The sequence below is a fragment of the Bacillus sp. AY3-1 genome (genome assembly GCF_008368785.1).
GTDB classification, from domain to species: Bacteria; Bacillota; Bacilli; order Bacillales; family Bacillaceae_G; genus Bacillus_A; species Bacillus_A wiedmannii.
On the sequence record NZ_QORZ01000017.1, the window covers coordinates 201,573 to 218,543 of the forward strand.

Sequence of the window (16,971 nt, forward strand, 5' to 3'; positions counted from 1 at the left end):
CTTCCTTTGTTATTCTAATTAAACTTGTACAGGAGCTAGCTTTTCATAACGTAAAACTGGTTTACGAGCGGCCAATGTTTCATCCAAACGTTTAATTACCGTTGTATGTGGCGCTTCTTGTACAACTTCTGGATTTTCTTCTACTTCTTTAGCAATTTGAATCATCTTATCAATGAAACCATCTAATGTTTCTTTTGATTCTGTTTCTGTCGGCTCAATCATAATACATTCTTCCACATTTAATGGGAAGTAAATTGTCGGTGGATGGTAACCGAAATCAAGCAGGCGTTTTGCGATATCTAATGTACGTACGCCAAGTTTCTTTTGGCGACGACCTGATAATACAAACTCATGCTTACAATGTCTATCGAACGGAAGATCATAGAATGGTGCTAATCTTCTCATCATATAGTTCGCATTTAATACCGCATACTCCGTTACTGCACGTAGTCCATCTGGACCCATAGAACGAATGTATGTGTATGCACGAACGTTAATTCCGAAGTTACCATAGAATGGTTTTACGCGTCCAATTGCTTCTGGACGATCATAGTTAAAGTGATAGCCATTTTCCGTTTTCTCTAAAATTGGTTTTGGTAAGTACGGAATTAAATCAGCTTTCACACCTACTGGACCCGAACCTGGGCCACCGCCGCCGTGAGGACCTGTAAATGTTTTATGAAGGTTTAAATGCACAACGTCAAATCCCATATCTCCTGGGCGCGCTTGGCTTAATACCGCATTTAAGTTTGCACCATCATAGTATAATTTACCGCCTGCGTTATGGACGATTTCTGCCATTTCTAAAATATTTTCTTCGAATAGACCTAATGTATTAGGATTTGTTAACATAAGTGCTGCTGTTTCTTCGTTTACAACACGTTTTAAATCTTCTAAGTCAACAAGACCATGTTCATTTGATTTTACTGTAATTGTTTCAAAGCCAGCTACAGTTGCAGATGCTGGATTCGTTCCGTGAGCAGAGTCAGGAACAATTACTTTCGTACGGTTAAAGTCACCATTTGCTTCATGGTATGCACGAATTAACATTAAGCCTGTCCATTCTCCGTGTGCACCAGCTGCTGGTTGCAATGTAACAGTATCCATACCTGTAATCTCAATTAAGTGCTCTTGTAAGTCGTACATTAATTCCATTGCACCTTGTACTGTCTTTTCATCTTGTAATGGATGAATATTTGCAAATCCTGCGAAACGAGCTACATTCTCATTAATTTTCGGATTATATTTCATCGTACAAGATCCAAGTGGATAGAATCCAGAATCTACACCGTGATTACGGTTTGAAAGTGCTGTATAGTGGCGCATAATGTCAAGTTCAGATACTTCTGGTAGCTCTGCATCTTCTACTCGAATATAATCGCTCTCAAACACATCTTCTAGTTTCACTTCTTCTACATCTAATTTTGGTAGGCTATATCCTATGCGTCCTTCTTTACTCACTTCAAAGATAAGTGCTTGGTCTTGATTCTTCATTGGATAGCCCCCATTTCGTTTACAAGTGTGTCAATTTCCTCTTTTGTACGAAGCTCAGTTACTGCTACAAGCATATGGTTCTCATGCTCTTTATAATCACGGCCTAGGTCGTAACCGCCGATAATATTCTTTTGTAATAATGCATCGCTTACTTCCTTCACTGGACGCTTGCAATCTACAACAAACTCATTGAAGAATGGTCCAGCAAATGTTACAGTGAAGCCTTTCGCTTCAAATTGACGTTTTGCATATTGTGCTTTAGAAATGTTTTGACGTGCCATTTCTTTCACACCTTGTTTACCAAGTGCCGTCATTGCAACTGATGCTGCTAATGCATTTAACGCTTGGTTTGAACAAATGTTAGACGTCGCTTTATCACGGCGAATATGCTGTTCACGTGCTTGTAACGTTAATACAAATCCACGTTTACCATCTGAATCTACAGTTTGTCCAACAAGACGTCCTGGAATTTTACGCATAAATGCTTTCGTTGTTGCAAAGTAACCACAGTGTGGTCCACCAAACTGCGTTGGAATACCAAATGGTTGTGCATCACCGATTACAACATCAGCACCAAATTTTCCTGGTGGTGTTAATGCGCCTAATGATAATGGATTTGAAGAAACGATAAATAATGATTTTTGTTGATGAACGATTTTTTCAATATCAGCTAATTTTTCAACTTGTCCGAAGAAGTTTGGATATTGAACGATTACACAAGCAACTGTATCATCTACTTCACTTTGTAATACGTCTAAATCTGTTACACCATCTTTATGATTAATTTCAACAACTTCAAGATGTTGACCTTTTGCATACGTTTCAAGTACTGCTCTTGATTCTGGATGAACTGCACTAGATACAAGAATTTTCTTTTTGCGAGTATGGCCAGCTGCTAGCATTGCCGCTTCAGCTAAAGCTGTACCTCCGTCGTACATAGAAGAGTTTGCTACATCCATTCCTGTTAATTCACAAATCATTGTTTGGAATTCAAAGATCGCTTGTAATTCCCCTTGTGAAATTTCTGGTTGGTATGGCGTGTAAGCTGTATAAAATTCTGAGCGAGAGATAACGTGATCTACAATTACTGGAGCGTAATGATCGTATACACCTGCTCCTAAGAAAGAAGCGTATTCTTTTAAGTTAGCATTTTTACTAGCCATTTGAGTTAACTCTTTTAAAAGCTCTGGCTCTGATTTTGCTTCTTTAATTTTTAAATCCCCTTTAAAACGAACACTCTCTGGAATATCAGAGAATAACTCATCGATCGTTTGAACGCCGATCGTTTGTAACATTTCTTTTTTGTCTTCTTCTGTCATTGGAAGATAACGATGCAACATGAAATCTACCCCTCTCCCCGTTACTTTGAACGTTTATAAAATGGTGTTGGAACAACTACTGCTTTGACGCGTTTATTACGAATTTCAATTTCTACTTCTGTATCAACTGCTGCGTATTTTACATCAATTAGTGCTAAACCAATGCTTTTCTTTAACGTTGGAGATTGTGTACCACTCGTTACTTCCCCGATTTTTTCTTCTCCAATAAATACAGGGTAATGTGTACGAGGAATTCCACGTTCGATTACTTCGATGCCGACTAACTTACGAGGCGCACCGTTTTCTTTTTGCTCTTTTAACGTTTCTTTTCCAAAGAAGTCTGCTTCTTTATTTGGTTTTACCGCAAAGCCAATGCCAGCTTCAATCGGTGTAATATCTTTTGATAATTCTTGACCATAAAGTGGTAATGTTGCTTCGAAGCGAAGTGTATCACGAGCACCTAAACCACATGCTTTTAAGCCTTCTTCTGCTCCAACTTCAAGAAGTTTCTCCCAAAGTTTTGCAGCATCTTCACTCTTACAGTAAATTTCAAATCCATCTTCACCTGTGTAACCTGTACGAGATACAAGTGCTGGAATTCCATCTACAAGAATATCGTTTTTAAATTTAAAGAACTTAATTTCTTTCAAATCTTCTGACACAACTTTTTGTAAAATGCCTTCTGCTTTTGGACCTTGAATTGCAAGCTGTGCAACTTCACTAGAAACATTGACTACTGTCGCATCGCCAATTACATGGCTAGCTAACCATTCGTAATCTTTCTCGATATTTGATGCATTGATTACTAATAAATAGTCTTCTTCACCACGTTTGTAGATTAATAAATCATCTACTGTACCACCATTTTCGTAGCACATAGCTGTATATTGTGCGCCTCCTACCTTTAAAGTAGAAACGTCATTTGTAACAACACGTTGTAAAAATGCTAAACTATCTACACCTTTTACCTCAACTTCTCCCATATGAGACACATCGAACAAACCTGCAGCCGTACGTACAGCTTCATGTTCTTCTTTAATGCTTGAAAATTGAACTGGTAATTCCCAACCACCGAAGTCGATTGTTTTCCCACCATACTTCGCGTATACATCAAATAACGGTGTACGTTGTAATGTAATCATGCTCTCTCCCCCTTATGCTTTGACAAATCAATAAAAGTTGCTCGCCATATCTAAACATTTTCACTCTGAAAAGATAGGATATACGGAATCTCATTATATTTTTTTATGAAAGCGTAAATAAAAAATCACTTTCTTGGATAAAATACGAAAGATTCCACACATTTCACACCATTATCCTAACATCATTCGCTATATTTCATCAATATTCTAGCATAAAAAATAATTTAGAATTTTTCATTCTTAATCTTATTAAATACAACTTTCAAAATTCAGCCCTTTATCTTTGCCTATTCTTTAACTTTCAGTATGTGTAATAGCGCCTTATTACAAGGTTTATATAATAAAGATTTTTTTAATAATTACTTTAGTTTATAAAAGGTGGGAGCGTCGTAATGAATGTCGATATTTCCGTAGATCGAACGTGGCAAAACAATTTTTTAAATAGAATTAATGAAGATGGTCCTTGGACAAATTGGGATTTATATCATTTAGCTTATAAAACAGAAAAATCGTTACTTGTTCCTACTTTCGATGGATTACAAGCACCGAAGCATTTATCTCATTTCACACCACTTCCTCATCAATTAGAAGTCGCTCAAAATGTCATTGAACAAATGAATGGTAAAGCGATACTAGCAGATGAAGTGGGACTTGGGAAAACAATTGAAGCTGGACTTATTTTAAAAGAATATATGGTCCGCGGCCTTGTGAAAAAAGTACTTATACTCGTCCCTGCCTCTCTCGTATCACAATGGGCATACGAATTAAATACAAAGTTTTTTATTCCAGCTGTAGCCCAAAAGAAAAGCTACTCGTGGGAACAAGCCGATGTGATTGTATCATCAATTGATACTGCAAAACGTTCACCGCATCGCGATATCGTTTTGAATTTAGAATATGACCTTATTATTATCGATGAAGCACATAAACTTAAAAATAATAAAACAAAAAACTATGAATTTGCACAACGATTAAAAAAGAAATTTTGCTTATTATTAACCGCTACGCCTGTTCAAAATAAGATTGACGAAATTTTCAACCTCGTTTCTTTATTAAAGCCAGGACATTTAGGCAATCAATCCAACTTTGAAGAATATTACGCTTCAAAAAATCGTTCCGCCGAATCTGATGAAGATTTAAAATCTCTTATTAACAAAGTGATGGTCCGAAATCGACGTCATAATACCGGAATTGATTGGCCGAAGAGACATGTACGTACAATTTTTGTTGAGTTTAATGAAGAAGAGCAAGCTTTGTATAATGGTATTGAAAATTGGCGAGGACAAGATGCCTTCACATCTGCTTTCTCATCGTTAACTTTAAAACGGGAAGCGTGTAGTAGTCGTGAAGCTGTTTACTATTCATTAAAAAAACATGTGGAAAAAAGGCAGAAAGAAAATGAGCATTACATAAAAGACCCGCATATTGATGTGCTAATGGACAAAATTAATCATATTCCTTTCAACTCAAAAGCGAATAAAGCACTAGAACTTATAAAAGAAATTGACGATAAAGTCATTATTTTCACTGAATATAGAGCTTCACAAATGTATTTACAATGGTTTTTACAACAACACGGTATTTCTTCCGTTCCATTCCGCGGCGGGTTTAAACGTGGGAAGAAAGATTGGATGAAGGAGCTTTTCCAAAACCACGCACAAGTATTAATTGCAACCGAAGCTGGTGGTGAAGGGATTAACTTACAGTTTTGTAGCCATATGATTAATTATGACTTACCGTGGAATCCAATGCGTCTTGAACAAAGAATCGGACGTATTCACCGTCTTGGTCAAAAGAATGATGTTCATATTTATAACTTAGCTACAAAACATACTGTTGAAGAACATATTTTGAAACTGTTATATGAAAAAATCAATTTATTTGAGCGTGTTATCGGTGAACTTGATGAAATTTTAACGAGAATTAATATGAAAAACATCGACGCACATATTCAAGAAATATTTGCGCAATCAAAAAGCGAAGGAGAAATCCGAATTAAGATGGAAAACTTAACATCTATTATCGACTTCGCGAAACGAAATGAAGCTGAGGTGCAAGGCTATGCAGCAACATGAAATTCATAATTACTTATACAATTTTTTTGAGGCGAATAACTGCGAAATTTTAAAGCGCTCCCCTCATCTATTAGATGTACAGTTAACAATTGAGATGGATAAATTATTAATGAACCGTCCTTTTTATTGGCACTATCTTGAGAAAACAGGAGGCGTACCGAATCCGATGCGCCTTACTCTTCTTACAAATCCAGAAAGTGAAGAAAGCGATGGTGAGCTTATTCACTACGGTTCACCACGTCTTCATCAAATTTTCCAAACGACAAAAGAATTAGGCTCTTACATACGTTTATATGAGGAAGTACGGCATAGCGGAGCGACACATACACCACTCCATCCTTGGCTCGGTGTAAATATTAAAGTTTCCTATCAATGTGATCGAAAAAAAGACATCCTTCACTCCATTGGGATTCATCTCATTTCTGGCACAATGATTGCAAACTTTCATGAAACATTAGCTAAAATTAAACTTACACCGAAAATACCTGACTTTTGCTTTACGCTCTCGCCTATCATTAAACCGCAAAGCGGTTTACAACGTATAGAGGATGCTTTAAAAAATATTATTGCAGAAGATGACCATACGTGGGCGAAAGAAGCAAGAGTGCGCTGGAATCACGATTTAGATCTTTTAAATCGTTTTTATGAAGAAAGTGATGAACTCCCCGAAAGCTATGAAATTGAAAAACAAGCCTTGCAAGAGCAATATGAACCACGCATTACAGTACAAATTATTAACGGCGGACTCTTTTATGTTACCGCGAATCATTTTCTTTCTTAAAAAGCCCCTTCTGTTTTAGAAGGAGCTTTTTTTGAGTTATCCTCTATCGCCATTACGCTCTTGTTGTTTTTGCTTTGCCATACGTTTTTGATGCGCACGATCCTTTGCGCTCACATGATTAGCATCAGTTGGAAGATTTTCTTTTGAACGACCAATTCCATTGCTCATCTTTATCACTCCTTTTTATATCTTTCAAAATACTCCCTTATTTTCAGCTAGAGATACAATCCTTATACAAAAAAATAAGAGCAGCCATTGGCTACTCTTACTCACTCACATATTTTTGAAACATATCATGGATGCCTTTATTTACGAGGTTCGAGATCTGCTCGTCAGATTTATTCGGATAACGATCACGCAATCTGATAGATGCCTTCACCATTAAATTTTCTAATACAGAACGGCCACCTTCTCCATAAATAATTTCAGCATACTTAACAAGCCTTCCATCCTCTACTGTTGCTGGATTATGATTGAAGAAAAATTTACTCATTGTCTCCACCTCTCTATTTTGATAACGTTTACATTTATATAGATTATTTATGTTATTTATTTCACAATATTGTATGCATGTATATTTAATTAGTTTCATTATAAAGCAACATATCGATAGTAAATATGTGATTTTCCGTCCATTTTGTGAACAAACCAAGAATGAAAGCGTTTCCTTTATTATATACTAAAAAAACTTACTACGCTAGGGGCAATTTTTTCAATCTACTAATCCCTCAAAAAGTGATATATTTTTTCTTTTCCCATTAAACATTATACAATTTTCAGAAATTATATTATAAAATATATGTATGACTTAAGGAGGATTTATATGAATCAAAATAAAAAAGCTATATTAGATCTTGTCTTTTATCTCGTTATCCCATTCCTCATTTGGAAATTTGCAAAACCTTATATCGATCCTTATTACGCGATGTTACTTTCCTCTGTTCCGGGGATTATTTATACACTGTATACCTTTAAAAAAGAAAAACAGTTTAACGTAACAGGATTCTTTATTTTAATTACACTCATTTCTAATACAACGGTAGACCTATTATCTGGATCAGCTGAACGAATGTTATGGAACGATGCGTATTATCACATCGTGCTCGGTATTATCGTTATATGTACCATTTTTATAAAAAAACCACTTATGTTATATTTCGCAGCAGATATTGCCGCATTGCAAGGCCATGACCGTGATAAAAGTCGTGAACTGTATCGTGATAGTCGTATCTATCCAGCACTACAATATTTAACGCTATTTTTCGGGCTACAATTCATATTAAAAAGCTTCTTAAAAATTTATTTCATCTCTGTTTTCGGTGTAGATGGCTATGGTGAAATGAGAGCGATTATGACCGCTGTTGGATGGGGCATTTCCATTTGTATCGGAATTGGATTTGTTTGGGTAAACAACAAAATACATGCTGTTACAGAAGAAAAAGAATCTGTACAGTAAATGAAAATCCCCTAGTAGCATCATACTACTAGGGGATCTTCATAATATACGCTGTTACAGAAGAAAAAGAATCTGTACAGTAAATGAAAATCCCCTAGTAGCATCATACTACTAGGGGATTTTCATTTACTACACATATTACGAAATCGTTAACTTGATTTTTTTCTTTTATTTTTTACGTTTCGATAAAACAAAGCAGCACTAAGCGGCATAACACCAAACCACTTATTCATAAATGGCTCTTTTTCAGCACGGCGTTGTTCTTTCTTTTGTTTACGATCTTCTTTTGGAGCATCCATATACGACACAAACTGCTGTGTCACAAAGCGAACATAATCATTAGTAGACATATTATCATCACCTCTACTTGATTAGTATGTCCACTTTTTTATTCATTAATCTTTTCTTTTAATTCATTCATGATTTGTTTTACCGATTTATTCGTCGTATCGATATGAATATGAGCCTCTTCATAATGAGCTCGGCGCGATTCAAATTTTGCCACAAATGCCTCTATATCTTTCTTCTGAAATAGTGGACGTGTCGTATCTTCACGAAGCCTTTCTGCAATTACATGTGGATCACAATATAAATACACGACAGTTCCATTTTCCTTCATCCACTTTCGGTTTTCCTCTCGCTCAATGATTCCACCACCAGTTGTAATAATTACATTACAACTGGGTAGTGAACGTAACATTTCACTTTCATATTCCCGAAAAGCGATTTCCCCTTCTTCGGCAAAAATATCACGAATTGCCTTCTCTTGCTTCTCTTCAATCTTTTGGTCTGTATCTACAACATCCATATGAAGTTCTTTACTTAATTCTTTTCCAATTGTTGTTTTCCCAGCTCCCATATAACCGGTTATATATATAGATTTCATGTTCGTTCCTCTCAATCATCCGTTATTATTTGTTATTATAACGAAAGATTACATTATTTAATAAAAAAACGTTTTGTTCTCCTTGTACAATGAAGAACAAAACGTCACATACACGTTTTTACTTATAAGTGCCTCTTCTCACCCACTGCGTTGCAATCCATTTCTCACCTTTCGTTACAGGTGCCCCTCCATGTAACGTAAGCTCATTTAGTGATTGATCTTGATAAAAATACTCAAAGTATACTGCCATTCCCTTTCTAGGGTGCACAGAAAGATTTAATTTCGGGAAGAACGTTTCTCCGCCTTCTTCTACATCATTTAAGTACATGATAAGCGTACTAATACGATTATTAGCAGCTGATCTACTATGTTCCGCAAAATAATCATAATGCGCTTTATATTGTTGATCCACTTCATAATTTAAAATGTGCAATCCTTCTCCATGTGCTACAGGAACATTCATGATAGATGAAATTCGTTTTTCAATCTTTACAGTAAGCTCATTGTCTTCCAAAAATGCACCGCTACTCGTTCGAATATCATTTACATCACGTGATGAACCAACTTTAGAACGTTCCATTTTACTTTTAGACAATTCAATCAATTCGTCGCATTCTTCATCACTTAATACATTTCCTAACACGACAATAAGAGGTTCTTCGAATTTTGAAATAATGTGTATTTCCCTATCTTCCGTCATAATTGCATTTCCTTTATGATCAAAAATAGTTTGTTCCTTATTTTCACCTATTTGATTGTTATTTGTCATTTCCCTATTCTCCCTAAAAAAATATGTTTGGATAGCTTGAATATATCATATTCTTTCTACCTTTCTCTTTTTTGAGAAAATTTAAACTTTCAATTGTTTTATTTATCCATTTCCTATAAAAAAATAACCTATTTTAAAATAAGAAATTATGGTTTTCATCCGTATATTTTACATGCTATCCTTCTATCCAATCAAATATTTTCTCATCCTTTTTTCTATACCGGAAACTAACCTTGTAGAAAACTTCTTGTTTTATTTTACACTGCAACGAAACGAGTATAACATCGTTTTCAAAGACGTAATTCCCACTTGCTTCGCCTTTTTCATATTGAAAGAAAAAAGTATCTTCCTTTTCTTTTTGCTGTAAGTCTTTTTTTATATTTGTAATAGATCGATTTAGTAGTTCCTCCAGTACAAACTTTTGCTTTATTTCAATATAAAATTTTTTATCTATAAGCAACATATTCGTTTCGTATACAAAGAACGAAGTTAATAATACAAGAAAAATGATTGTTCCTGGCATCGTAAATCCATCTTGTTTTCTCATATATTTATTTCCATTTCGCTATATCTTACAGCTACACCTTCATATATTTTCCCACTCCTATCTTTCACATTTATAAAGAGCAGATGAGGTGTTACTTCGTACCAAACCATTTCAACATTTTGTAATATAACTTCTCTTCCGCGCATATTCACTTTTCTTATAAGATGATTATTCAATTTTTCATACGTCACTTCATCTCCAGTGCGAAGACGGAAGCGCAAAAGATTATCTTTATTTTCAGGGACTATTTTTTCTACAAAAGATACTTCACGAAACTCTAACTGTACTTGTCCTATAAACACATCCCATTCCCAATTATTTAATCCTTTTGATTGGTTGTTTTCTATTCCAATAAAATTCAAACGTGGTAAAAGTAAAAAGAACAGTGATAACAGAAAAAAACATACGATCATTTCTATTAATGTAAACCCAACTTCTAATTTATTTTTTCTCCTGCATAAAAGCATTGTTCCATCATTCTTCCTTTCACATCTTTCCACGTAGCACAAACTTCATTTCCTCCCCAATATGTGTAATATACATTTCCGTTTACGACTTTTTCTTGCGGTCGTTTCGCCCCATTCTCATACATATATAAAGCTGCTTCCCTTTTTAATAATACAAATGCTTTATAACGAATTTGTATGTTTTTTCGTTCTTGCATAACCAATACTGTTTGCGGAAGTAGTAAAGATACTGCCATCATTACTATACTTAATGCTACAAGCATCTCAGCCATCACTGACCCTTTTTGACATTTCACGATACGTAAATCTCCCTCTCCCAAGCTGAAATACAATCTCATATTTATAACTTCGATACGAAAGTAAAATAGTGCCACCTCTATTAATATTTCCACTCGGATTATATGTCATCGGATTTGGAAAAGTATTCAAATCAATTTGTATATCGCTATCATATTCTCTTTTAATGATAGTAAGATTCTCACTTAGCTCCCCTATATAATACGTATGTCTATCTTTATACCATCGTAATGTATAGTGTTTTTGACGGTTTATCGCTAATTGTTGCATATACAAAATATCGTTTGAAAACTGTCTTAAAAATTGTTCCACTTTTTGTTTTTCATGTAATGAATGTACGTTAAAATACGTGACCATACTTAGTACAGAAATTGCAAATAGAACGAGTAGCATTTCTAACAGAGTAAAACCTTTTTGTTTCACAGTTTCCCAGTTGTTACTGTGCCATCATTTGAAATATGAATGGCTTCACCATTCGGACACTCATCAGCTGTAATATATTTTTCATCCCTTAGCTCTTTTAGCGAGGGAATTTTATTATGTTGTAAATGGTATGCTTGTATTTGAGCTTCTATAGATTTCACATAGGCTTTACATCCTTTTCCTTCGACGGATGAACGCTGTGTAACTACATTGGGAATAATTAATAGTAATAGTACAGTTATGACGACCATAACTAATAACATTTCTAAAAGGGTAAACCCTTCTTCATTCTGCATGTAAATGCCTCCTAAATAGAATTCATCATTTGAAACATTGGCATAATCATCGCTAAATACATAAGAACGACTATTCCTCCAATACACGTAAATAAAATTGGTTGAATGATCACTAACATACGTTTAACTTTTTGCTCCATCTTTTCCATAATAAGATCGCTATAGTCACCTAATTCAAGCGCCAAATTACCGTTTGCTTGTCCATGCGTAATAATATAAGAAAGTTCTTCCTCATAATATCCGCTTTTAGCAATAATAGATTGCAACGGTTCTCCTGCAATTAATTGGCGTTCAATTCGACCCGCTTCATATCGAAAGAACGGATGATAATTTTGCTCCATCATTATTGTTAGGGCCTCAAGTACTGATAGTCCACCTTGTAATAAACTGCTCAATTGAGTGGCGAAATAATGTGAATGCTTTAAAATAAGAAATGTTTTTACGAGGGGGATACGAAGCATAATTTTTACCTGCTTCATATGCGGGAGTTTCCGAAAGTAAAACATATATACACTACATCCAATCATAATGATAAAAATAGTGCTAAAAATAAGGCTGGGTAGCAGCTTAATTGCACTTAATATTTGTTCTGTAAGTAACGGTGCTGTAGAACCGAATGAACTATATACCATGTCAACTTGCGGTAATAAAATGCGGTTAAAAACAAAAATCATGATTATTAAAAAGAACGCCAAAAACATAGGATACTGCATTATTTTCATCATATCTTTCCTATACTTATCCTTTTTATAAAGAAGTGCGCTCCCTTGTTGCAACGCAAAAGAAATATCACCATGTTGCTCAGCATAAAATAAATAACTTAACACCTCCTGATGAAACATTAATTGATGAAAAGAATCGTGTAGACTTTTTCCATCTTTTAATCCATCAATCATGCACTGCAATTGTACTTTCTTTTCTAAAGGTAATTGAAACCGTAAAAATTCTAATGCCTGCAAAAGGGAGTATCCTTTTTCTAATAGTTCTCCTAATCGTTTCAGCAATACTACTTGATCACTTAAACTCCATATTTTCTTAAACATACACATCCTCTTCTAAAAATCCTAAAGCGTATCCTTTTCGTATCGAAGATTCTAATGTTTCGTGCTTGTACGTGACACATTCCCCGTTTGCTTCTTTAATTGCTTGTTTTAACTCATATCCATATAACAACTCATAAATACTCGCTTGTCTTACCTGCCTCATTGATTTACATAAAGTTGAGCACTTTCTTTGACAAAACGGACACTTCAATTCGACAAGTCGCTGTGCAGCTATAGCCAATAAAGATTGTTCAATCTCTTGCCTCGTTATACCGAAATCCATAAATCGGAGTATCGCCCCTTTCGCATCACTAGTATGCAGTGTCGTCATTACTAAATGTCCAGTCAAACTTGCTCTTATAGCGATTTTCGCTGTTTCTTCATCACGAATTTCACCGACTAAAATAATATCTGGATCATGACGTAAAATGGCCTTTAGTCCCGCCTCATATGTGATACCTGCTTTTTCATTTATTTGAATTTGTAATACATCGTCATTTCTTTTTTCAACTGGATCTTCAAGTGTAACGATGCGACGTGTTTTCTTTTTTTTAATTACCTCTAATAATGCATACATTGTTGTTGTCTTCCCCGAACCAGTCGGTCCAGTAAATACGAGTAACCCATGTGAATAATGCAAAAAGAAAGTAGTTTCTTCGCTGTACTTGGAAATAACGAAAGATGAGATAACGGCTGAATAGATGCTTGTAAATGAAGACGAATAACGAGACTTTCTTGGTATACGGTTGGAAGCGTGGAAAGGCGTAAATACACTTCTTGTCCATCCATTTGTAAATACAGTGAACCATTTTGTGGCTTCCGTCTCTCCCCTATATCCATGGATGCTAAAAATTTAAAGTGTGAAACAAGTTTTTCTCCAAATTCCTTTTCGATACAGCGTTTCGTCATTAAATCTTTTCCTATACGCAGTTGAACCACTACATCCTTCTTCCTGGGCACAATATGTAAATCCGAAGCTTGTACCCTACACGCCTCTTTCAAAATCATATTCGCAAAGCTTTCAATTCCATTCATCATTTTTCCCTCCCCACTATGTATATAGCATGAAAAAATCCATCTGAAAAATCGGTATTTTTACATTTTCACTAGAGAGAAAAGGAAAAATATGTTTGTGAAATTATGAACAATTTCCGAATTATTGTCTGAAATTACCTATATGGAAGTTTATCTGTATTATAATGTTATTATCTTGGATAAAGTGATAAAGGTGGAGATCCTCATGGAACAAGCTTTAAAAATTACAGGCGTATTATCTGACCCAACTCGTTATTACATTTATAAATATATTTCTCAAAAACATAGTTACGTAACTGTACAAGAAATTGCAGATGAGTTTGAGATTCATCCAAACGTAGCACGTTTACATTTATCTAAATTAGAAGATGTTCATATGCTGAAATCGGAAACGAAAAAAACTGGAAAAGGCGGAAGACCAAGCAGATTATATGTATTATCTGAAGATGTGATTCAATTACAATTTCCATTCCGCGATTATCAATTGTTAGCAAGAATAGCATTTAATTCTTTACTTAGCCTTGGCGCCGCTGGTGAAAAAGCGCTATACGAAACAGGAAAACAATTCGGGTCCGAGTTAATGCAACAACATATGCAGCGTTTACATGTGAACGAAAATGCTTTAACAGTAGAGCAAAAAGTCCAAATTGCAAAAGAAGCTTTCTCAACAGCTGGTTTATCACCTGCATTTGAATTAAGTGCAGATGGAACGAAAATTTTCTATGATGTACACAATTGTCCATTTAAAGAAGTTGCTGTTCATCACCCAACTGAAATTTGTAATATGCACGGAGATATGATGAAAGGAATTTTTGAAATCCTATTCCCTAACACGGAATTAACTCGAAACGATAGTCTACTAGATGGATGTAAATCTTGTAATTATAAACTAACAATTTAATTTCTCATATAAAAAGAAGCCAATTATAATTGGCTTCTTTTTATATGAATGAATATTTACAATAGTAAGAAAAATAAACTATAATGAGGAGAGGTTTACTTTTTTTAGAAAAGGAGGGAGATGGCATGGAGCGCATGTTTCGCGTTCTCGGCTTTTGGACTGGAATTTTCTCGGTTATGTTTTACGTAGGGGATATGCAACAGGCCGCACTACTATTTTTAGGACAAACAGGTTTCTTCGTACTTTTAAGCTATTTAAATTTAACAGAGCGTATGTATATATACGTATTCGGGGCATATTTAACTGTTTTCTTCATAGGATTTACATACTACACGACGTTTTTACTTGTCCCTGGAGCTGGACATTAAAGATGGCATTTTGCCATCTTTTTTTTAATTCCGCAATTCCCTAGTTGACTTATAGGTTTTATTACCTTATATTCTATATAACAGATTGGAATTAGGGGGAATCAACATGAATACACTGCTTGTCGGAATTAACGTTGCAGTCATGCTCATCTTAGTTGGCGTATTATATTATATGCAACGTAAGCATGTATCTTTTAATAAACGTGTATTTACTGCTTTAGGAGTCGGAATTATATTCGGTCTTATATTACAATTTATTTATGAGCCAACTTCTAAAGTAATTATTGAATCAAATACTTGGTTTAGCTTGATCGGTAACGGTTATGTGAAATTACTTCAAATGATCGTTATGCCACTTATTTTAGTATCTATTATTTCCGCATTTACAAAATTACAGTTAACGAAAAACCTTGGTAAAATTAGTGGTCTTATTATCGGAATTTTAATTCTTACTACAGGAATCGCTGCAGCTGTCGGTATTGCTGCAAGTGCAGGATTTGATGTATCAGCAACAGGCTTGCAACAAGGTGATGCAGAATCTGCTCGTCTGAAGCTAGTTGAAGAAAGATTTACTTCTATTGAAAAAACAACAATTCCAGATAAATTATTAGAGCTGTTACCTACAAATCCGTTTCTTGATTTAACAGGAGCTCGTCCAACATCAACAATTTCTGTTGTAATATTTGCAGCCTTTATCGGTATCGCCTTTATAGGTGTAAAACGAAAATATCCAGAACAAGCAGAGCTATTTAAGAAAATGCTTGATGCTGTATATGCAATTGTAATGCGTATGGTAACACTAATTTTACGCCTTACTCCATACGGCGTATTAGCTCTTATGGCAAAAACAGTTGCTGGTAGCGATATAAATGCTATTTTAAAACTTGGTAACTTCGTGTTAGCGTCTTACGTGGCACTTATCGTAATGTTCGTTATCCACTTATTATTAATTGCTCTATCTGGTTTAAATCCAATTCAATATTTAAAAAAGGTGTTCCCTGTATTAACATTTGCATTCACATCTCGCTCTAGTGCTGGTGCAATGCCATTAAATATTGAAGCGCAAAAAGAAAAGCTTGGTATTTCCGAAGGGATTGCAAACTTTGCGGCATCATTCGGAGTATCCATCGGACAAAACGGTTGCGCAGGTATTTATCCAGCAATGCTTGCAATGATGGTCGCTCCAACTGTAGGAATCGATCCATTACAACCACAATTTATTTTAACTTTAATCGCTGTCGTTGCGATTAGTTCATTCGGTGTTGCCGGTGTTGGTGGTGGTGCAACATTCGCAGCGTTAATCGTACTATCTACAATGAACTTACCGATCGGCATTGTCGCTCTTGTTATCTCAGTTGAACCATTAATTGATATGGGTCGTACAGCTCTTAACGTAAGTGGTTCTATGACAGCAGGCCTTATTTCTAGTAAATGGCTTGGTGAATTAGATCAAGATACGTACAATCAAGATGATACAAAAACTGGTAAAATTGCTTCTTAATAAAAAGGACGCTAACAAAAATGTTAGCGTCCTTTTTTAGTTCTTTCCATCTTCCTCTTTTTCTTTTATACATAAGGCATAACATATTGTCTCAAACACTATGTAAAATCTCGTTCTTTATACTTCATTTCCGTCTCCTTACACATAGAAAAAGAGAATACAATAATATAT

Annotated in this window: 21 protein-coding genes and 1 pseudogene; 7 read left to right on the plus strand and 15 right to left on the minus strand. The window is 35.0% G+C overall.

Features of this window, described 5'->3' with window-relative positions; translation table 11 throughout:
• Positions 1 to 18: 18 nt before the first annotated feature.
• Genes gcvPB through gcvT form a run of 3 tightly spaced genes read right to left on the minus strand, consistent with a single transcriptional unit; the run spans position 19 to position 3,955 of the window.
• A complete protein-coding gene (gene gcvPB, locus DN389_RS16590; RefSeq protein WP_000795689.1) occupies positions 19 to 1,494 on the minus strand; it encodes an aminomethyl-transferring glycine dehydrogenase subunit 2 in 1,476 nt (491 codons plus the stop codon).
• On the minus strand, positions 1,491 to 2,834 hold the full coding sequence (gene gcvPA, locus DN389_RS16595; RefSeq protein WP_097857902.1) for an aminomethyl-transferring glycine dehydrogenase subunit 1: 1,344 nt from the start codon (positions 2,832 to 2,834) through the stop codon (positions 1,491 to 1,493). The genes gcvPB and gcvPA overlap by 4 nt, the downstream gene beginning before the upstream one ends.
• A gap of 20 nt (positions 2,835 to 2,854) precedes the next feature.
• A complete protein-coding gene (gene gcvT, locus DN389_RS16600) occupies positions 2,855 to 3,955 on the minus strand; it encodes a glycine cleavage system aminomethyltransferase GcvT (RefSeq protein ID WP_000631766.1) in 1,101 nt (366 codons plus the stop codon).
• Between the two features lie 392 nt (positions 3,956 to 4,347).
• On the opposite strand from gcvT, the gene DN389_RS16605 reads away from it, so the two are divergent.
• Together DN389_RS16605 and DN389_RS16610 are read left to right on the plus strand one after the other, a co-directional pair.
• Positions 4,348 to 6,030 carry a DEAD/DEAH box helicase gene (locus DN389_RS16605; protein ID WP_046956347.1) on the plus strand — a complete coding sequence of 561 codons (1,683 nt, stop codon included), beginning with the start codon at positions 4,348 to 4,350 and terminating at the stop codon, positions 6,028 to 6,030.
• Positions 6,017 to 6,811, plus strand: a complete 795-nt coding sequence (locus tag DN389_RS16610; RefSeq protein ID WP_001183978.1) for a YqhG family protein — start codon at positions 6,017 to 6,019, stop codon at positions 6,809 to 6,811. Before DN389_RS16605 ends, DN389_RS16610 begins: the two co-directional genes overlap by 14 nt.
• A gap of 36 nt (positions 6,812 to 6,847) precedes the next feature.
• Here the strand turns inward: DN389_RS16610 and DN389_RS28840 are convergent, their stop codons facing one another.
• Together DN389_RS28840 and DN389_RS16615 are read right to left on the minus strand one after the other, a co-directional pair.
• On the minus strand, positions 6,848 to 6,979 hold the full coding sequence (locus tag DN389_RS28840) for a hypothetical protein (protein WP_000064661.1): 132 nt from the start codon (positions 6,977 to 6,979) through the stop codon (positions 6,848 to 6,850).
• A 97-nt stretch (positions 6,980 to 7,076) separates the two neighbouring features.
• Positions 7,077 to 7,304, minus strand: coding sequence for a hypothetical protein (locus DN389_RS16615; RefSeq protein WP_000032702.1), 228 nt, complete (start codon positions 7,302 to 7,304; stop codon positions 7,077 to 7,079).
• Between the two features lie 73 nt (positions 7,305 to 7,377).
• Here DN389_RS16615 and DN389_RS16620 point away from each other — a divergent pair, with 73 nt between their 5' ends.
• Both DN389_RS16620 and DN389_RS16625 read left to right on the plus strand, forming a co-directional pair.
• A complete protein-coding gene (locus DN389_RS16620) occupies positions 7,378 to 7,494 on the plus strand; it encodes a hypothetical protein (RefSeq protein ID WP_003279814.1) in 117 nt (38 codons plus the stop codon).
• Positions 7,495 to 7,634: 140 nt separating this feature from the next.
• Positions 7,635 to 8,267 (plus strand): VC0807 family protein, encoded by a 633-nt coding sequence (locus DN389_RS16625; protein ID WP_001073110.1) that lies wholly within the window; start codon positions 7,635 to 7,637, stop codon positions 8,265 to 8,267.
• Positions 8,268 to 8,416: 149 nt separating this feature from the next.
• On the opposite strand, the gene DN389_RS16630 is transcribed toward DN389_RS16625, so the two are convergent.
• From DN389_RS16630 to comGA, 10 genes and pseudogenes are all read right to left on the minus strand, one after another.
• Positions 8,417 to 8,617 carry a YqzE family protein gene (locus DN389_RS16630; RefSeq protein ID WP_000106081.1) on the minus strand — a complete coding sequence of 67 codons (201 nt, stop codon included), beginning with the start codon at positions 8,615 to 8,617 and terminating at the stop codon, positions 8,417 to 8,419.
• A gap of 38 nt (positions 8,618 to 8,655) precedes the next feature.
• Entirely contained in the window at positions 8,656 to 9,153 is a 498-nt protein-coding gene (locus DN389_RS16635) for a shikimate kinase (protein WP_088123393.1), read from the minus strand.
• 118 nt (positions 9,154 to 9,271) lie between these two features.
• Positions 9,272 to 9,922 (minus strand): 2OG-Fe(II) oxygenase, encoded by a 651-nt coding sequence (locus DN389_RS16640; protein WP_097915829.1) that lies wholly within the window; start codon positions 9,920 to 9,922, stop codon positions 9,272 to 9,274.
• A 175-nt stretch (positions 9,923 to 10,097) separates the two neighbouring features.
• Positions 10,098 to 10,469: a competence type IV pilus minor pilin ComGG gene (comGG, locus tag DN389_RS16645; RefSeq protein ID WP_088123395.1), complete on the minus strand. Its 372-nt coding sequence runs from the start codon at positions 10,467 to 10,469 to the stop codon at positions 10,098 to 10,100.
• Positions 10,466 to 10,936, minus strand: coding sequence for a competence type IV pilus minor pilin ComGF (comGF, locus tag DN389_RS16650; protein ID WP_149237374.1), 471 nt, complete (start codon positions 10,934 to 10,936; stop codon positions 10,466 to 10,468). The genes comGG and comGF overlap by 4 nt, the downstream gene beginning before the upstream one ends.
• Complete coding sequence (locus tag DN389_RS16655) at positions 10,906 to 11,208, minus strand: competence protein ComG (protein ID WP_097915827.1); 303 nt, start codon at positions 11,206 to 11,208, stop codon at positions 10,906 to 10,908. Before DN389_RS16655 ends, comGF begins: the two co-directional genes overlap by 31 nt.
• Positions 11,201 to 11,656, minus strand: a complete 456-nt coding sequence (gene comGD / locus DN389_RS16660; RefSeq protein WP_000810391.1) for a comG operon protein ComGD — start codon at positions 11,654 to 11,656, stop codon at positions 11,201 to 11,203. The genes DN389_RS16655 and comGD overlap by 8 nt, the downstream gene beginning before the upstream one ends.
• Entirely contained in the window at positions 11,653 to 11,952 is a 300-nt protein-coding gene (gene comGC / locus DN389_RS16665) for a competence type IV pilus major pilin ComGC (RefSeq protein ID WP_088064405.1), read from the minus strand. Before comGC ends, comGD begins: the two co-directional genes overlap by 4 nt.
• 11 nt (positions 11,953 to 11,963) lie before the next feature.
• Positions 11,964 to 12,995: a competence type IV pilus assembly protein ComGB gene (gene comGB / locus DN389_RS16670; protein WP_149237376.1), complete on the minus strand. Its 1,032-nt coding sequence runs from the start codon at positions 12,993 to 12,995 to the stop codon at positions 11,964 to 11,966.
• A pseudogene (comGA, locus tag DN389_RS16675) lies at positions 12,988 to 14,030 on the minus strand (competence protein ComGA). The gene comGB and the pseudogene comGA overlap by 8 nt, the downstream one beginning before the upstream one ends.
• A 205-nt stretch (positions 14,031 to 14,235) precedes the next feature.
• Between comGA and DN389_RS16680 the strand changes: the two are divergent.
• The 3 genes from DN389_RS16680 to DN389_RS16690 all read left to right on the plus strand — a co-directional run bounded on the left by DN389_RS16680 (position 14,236) and on the right by DN389_RS16690 (position 16,800).
• The gene (locus DN389_RS16680) at positions 14,236 to 14,931 is read left to right on the plus strand and encodes a helix-turn-helix transcriptional regulator (RefSeq protein ID WP_088123397.1); all 696 of its coding nucleotides are present in this window, start codon (positions 14,236 to 14,238) and stop codon (positions 14,929 to 14,931) included.
• Positions 14,932 to 15,056: 125 nt separating this feature from the next.
• On the plus strand, positions 15,057 to 15,299 hold the full coding sequence (locus tag DN389_RS16685) for a DUF2626 domain-containing protein (RefSeq protein ID WP_000440719.1): 243 nt from the start codon (positions 15,057 to 15,059) through the stop codon (positions 15,297 to 15,299).
• Positions 15,300 to 15,405: 106 nt separating this feature from the next.
• The gene (locus DN389_RS16690) at positions 15,406 to 16,800 is read left to right on the plus strand and encodes an L-cystine transporter (RefSeq protein WP_088123398.1); all 1,395 of its coding nucleotides are present in this window, start codon (positions 15,406 to 15,408) and stop codon (positions 16,798 to 16,800) included.
• Positions 16,801 to 16,971: the final 171 nt, after the last annotated feature.

What these genes read in the sequence shown, in the direction of transcription:
- DN389_RS16610 (WP_001183978.1), top strand. Translation starts at nt 6,017, where the DNA reads ATGCAGCAACATGAAATTCATAATTACTTATACAATTTTTTTGAGGCG.
- gcvPB (WP_000795689.1), bottom strand. Translation starts at nt 1,494, where the DNA reads ATGAAGAATCAAGACCAAGCACTTATCTTTGAAGTGAGTAAAGAAGGA.
- comGF (WP_149237374.1), bottom strand. Translation starts at nt 10,936, where the DNA reads ATGCTTTTATGCAGGAGAAAAAATAAATTAGAAGTTGGGTTTACATTA.
- comGG (WP_088123395.1), bottom strand. Translation starts at nt 10,469, where the DNA reads ATGAGAAAACAAGATGGATTTACGATGCCAGGAACAATCATTTTTCTT.
- comGB (WP_149237376.1), bottom strand. Translation starts at nt 12,995, where the DNA reads ATGTTTAAGAAAATATGGAGTTTAAGTGATCAAGTAGTATTGCTGAAA.
- gcvPA (WP_097857902.1), bottom strand. Translation starts at nt 2,834, where the DNA reads ATGTTGCATCGTTATCTTCCAATGACAGAAGAAGACAAAAAAGAAATG.
- DN389_RS28840 (WP_000064661.1), bottom strand. Translation starts at nt 6,979, where the DNA reads ATGAGCAATGGAATTGGTCGTTCAAAAGAAAATCTTCCAACTGATGCT.
- comGC (WP_088064405.1), bottom strand. Translation starts at nt 11,952, where the DNA reads ATGCAGAATGAAGAAGGGTTTACCCTTTTAGAAATGTTATTAGTTATG.
- DN389_RS16615 (WP_000032702.1), bottom strand. Translation starts at nt 7,304, where the DNA reads ATGAGTAAATTTTTCTTCAATCATAATCCAGCAACAGTAGAGGATGGA.
- DN389_RS16685 (WP_000440719.1), top strand. Translation starts at nt 15,057, where the DNA reads ATGGAGCGCATGTTTCGCGTTCTCGGCTTTTGGACTGGAATTTTCTCG.
- DN389_RS16640 (WP_097915829.1), bottom strand. Translation starts at nt 9,922, where the DNA reads ATGACAAATAACAATCAAATAGGTGAAAATAAGGAACAAACTATTTTT.
- DN389_RS16630 (WP_000106081.1), bottom strand. Translation starts at nt 8,617, where the DNA reads ATGTCTACTAATGATTATGTTCGCTTTGTGACACAGCAGTTTGTGTCG.
- DN389_RS16635 (WP_088123393.1), bottom strand. Translation starts at nt 9,153, where the DNA reads ATGAAATCTATATATATAACCGGTTATATGGGAGCTGGGAAAACAACA.
- DN389_RS16605 (WP_046956347.1), top strand. Translation starts at nt 4,348, where the DNA reads ATGAATGTCGATATTTCCGTAGATCGAACGTGGCAAAACAATTTTTTA.
- DN389_RS16690 (WP_088123398.1), top strand. Translation starts at nt 15,406, where the DNA reads ATGAATACACTGCTTGTCGGAATTAACGTTGCAGTCATGCTCATCTTA.
- DN389_RS16655 (WP_097915827.1), bottom strand. Translation starts at nt 11,208, where the DNA reads ATGGCTGAGATGCTTGTAGCATTAAGTATAGTAATGATGGCAGTATCT.
- DN389_RS16625 (WP_001073110.1), top strand. Translation starts at nt 7,635, where the DNA reads ATGAATCAAAATAAAAAAGCTATATTAGATCTTGTCTTTTATCTCGTT.
- DN389_RS16680 (WP_088123397.1), top strand. Translation starts at nt 14,236, where the DNA reads ATGGAACAAGCTTTAAAAATTACAGGCGTATTATCTGACCCAACTCGT.
- gcvT (WP_000631766.1), bottom strand. Translation starts at nt 3,955, where the DNA reads ATGATTACATTACAACGTACACCGTTATTTGATGTATACGCGAAGTAT.
- DN389_RS16620 (WP_003279814.1), top strand. Translation starts at nt 7,378, where the DNA reads ATGCATGTATATTTAATTAGTTTCATTATAAAGCAACATATCGATAGT.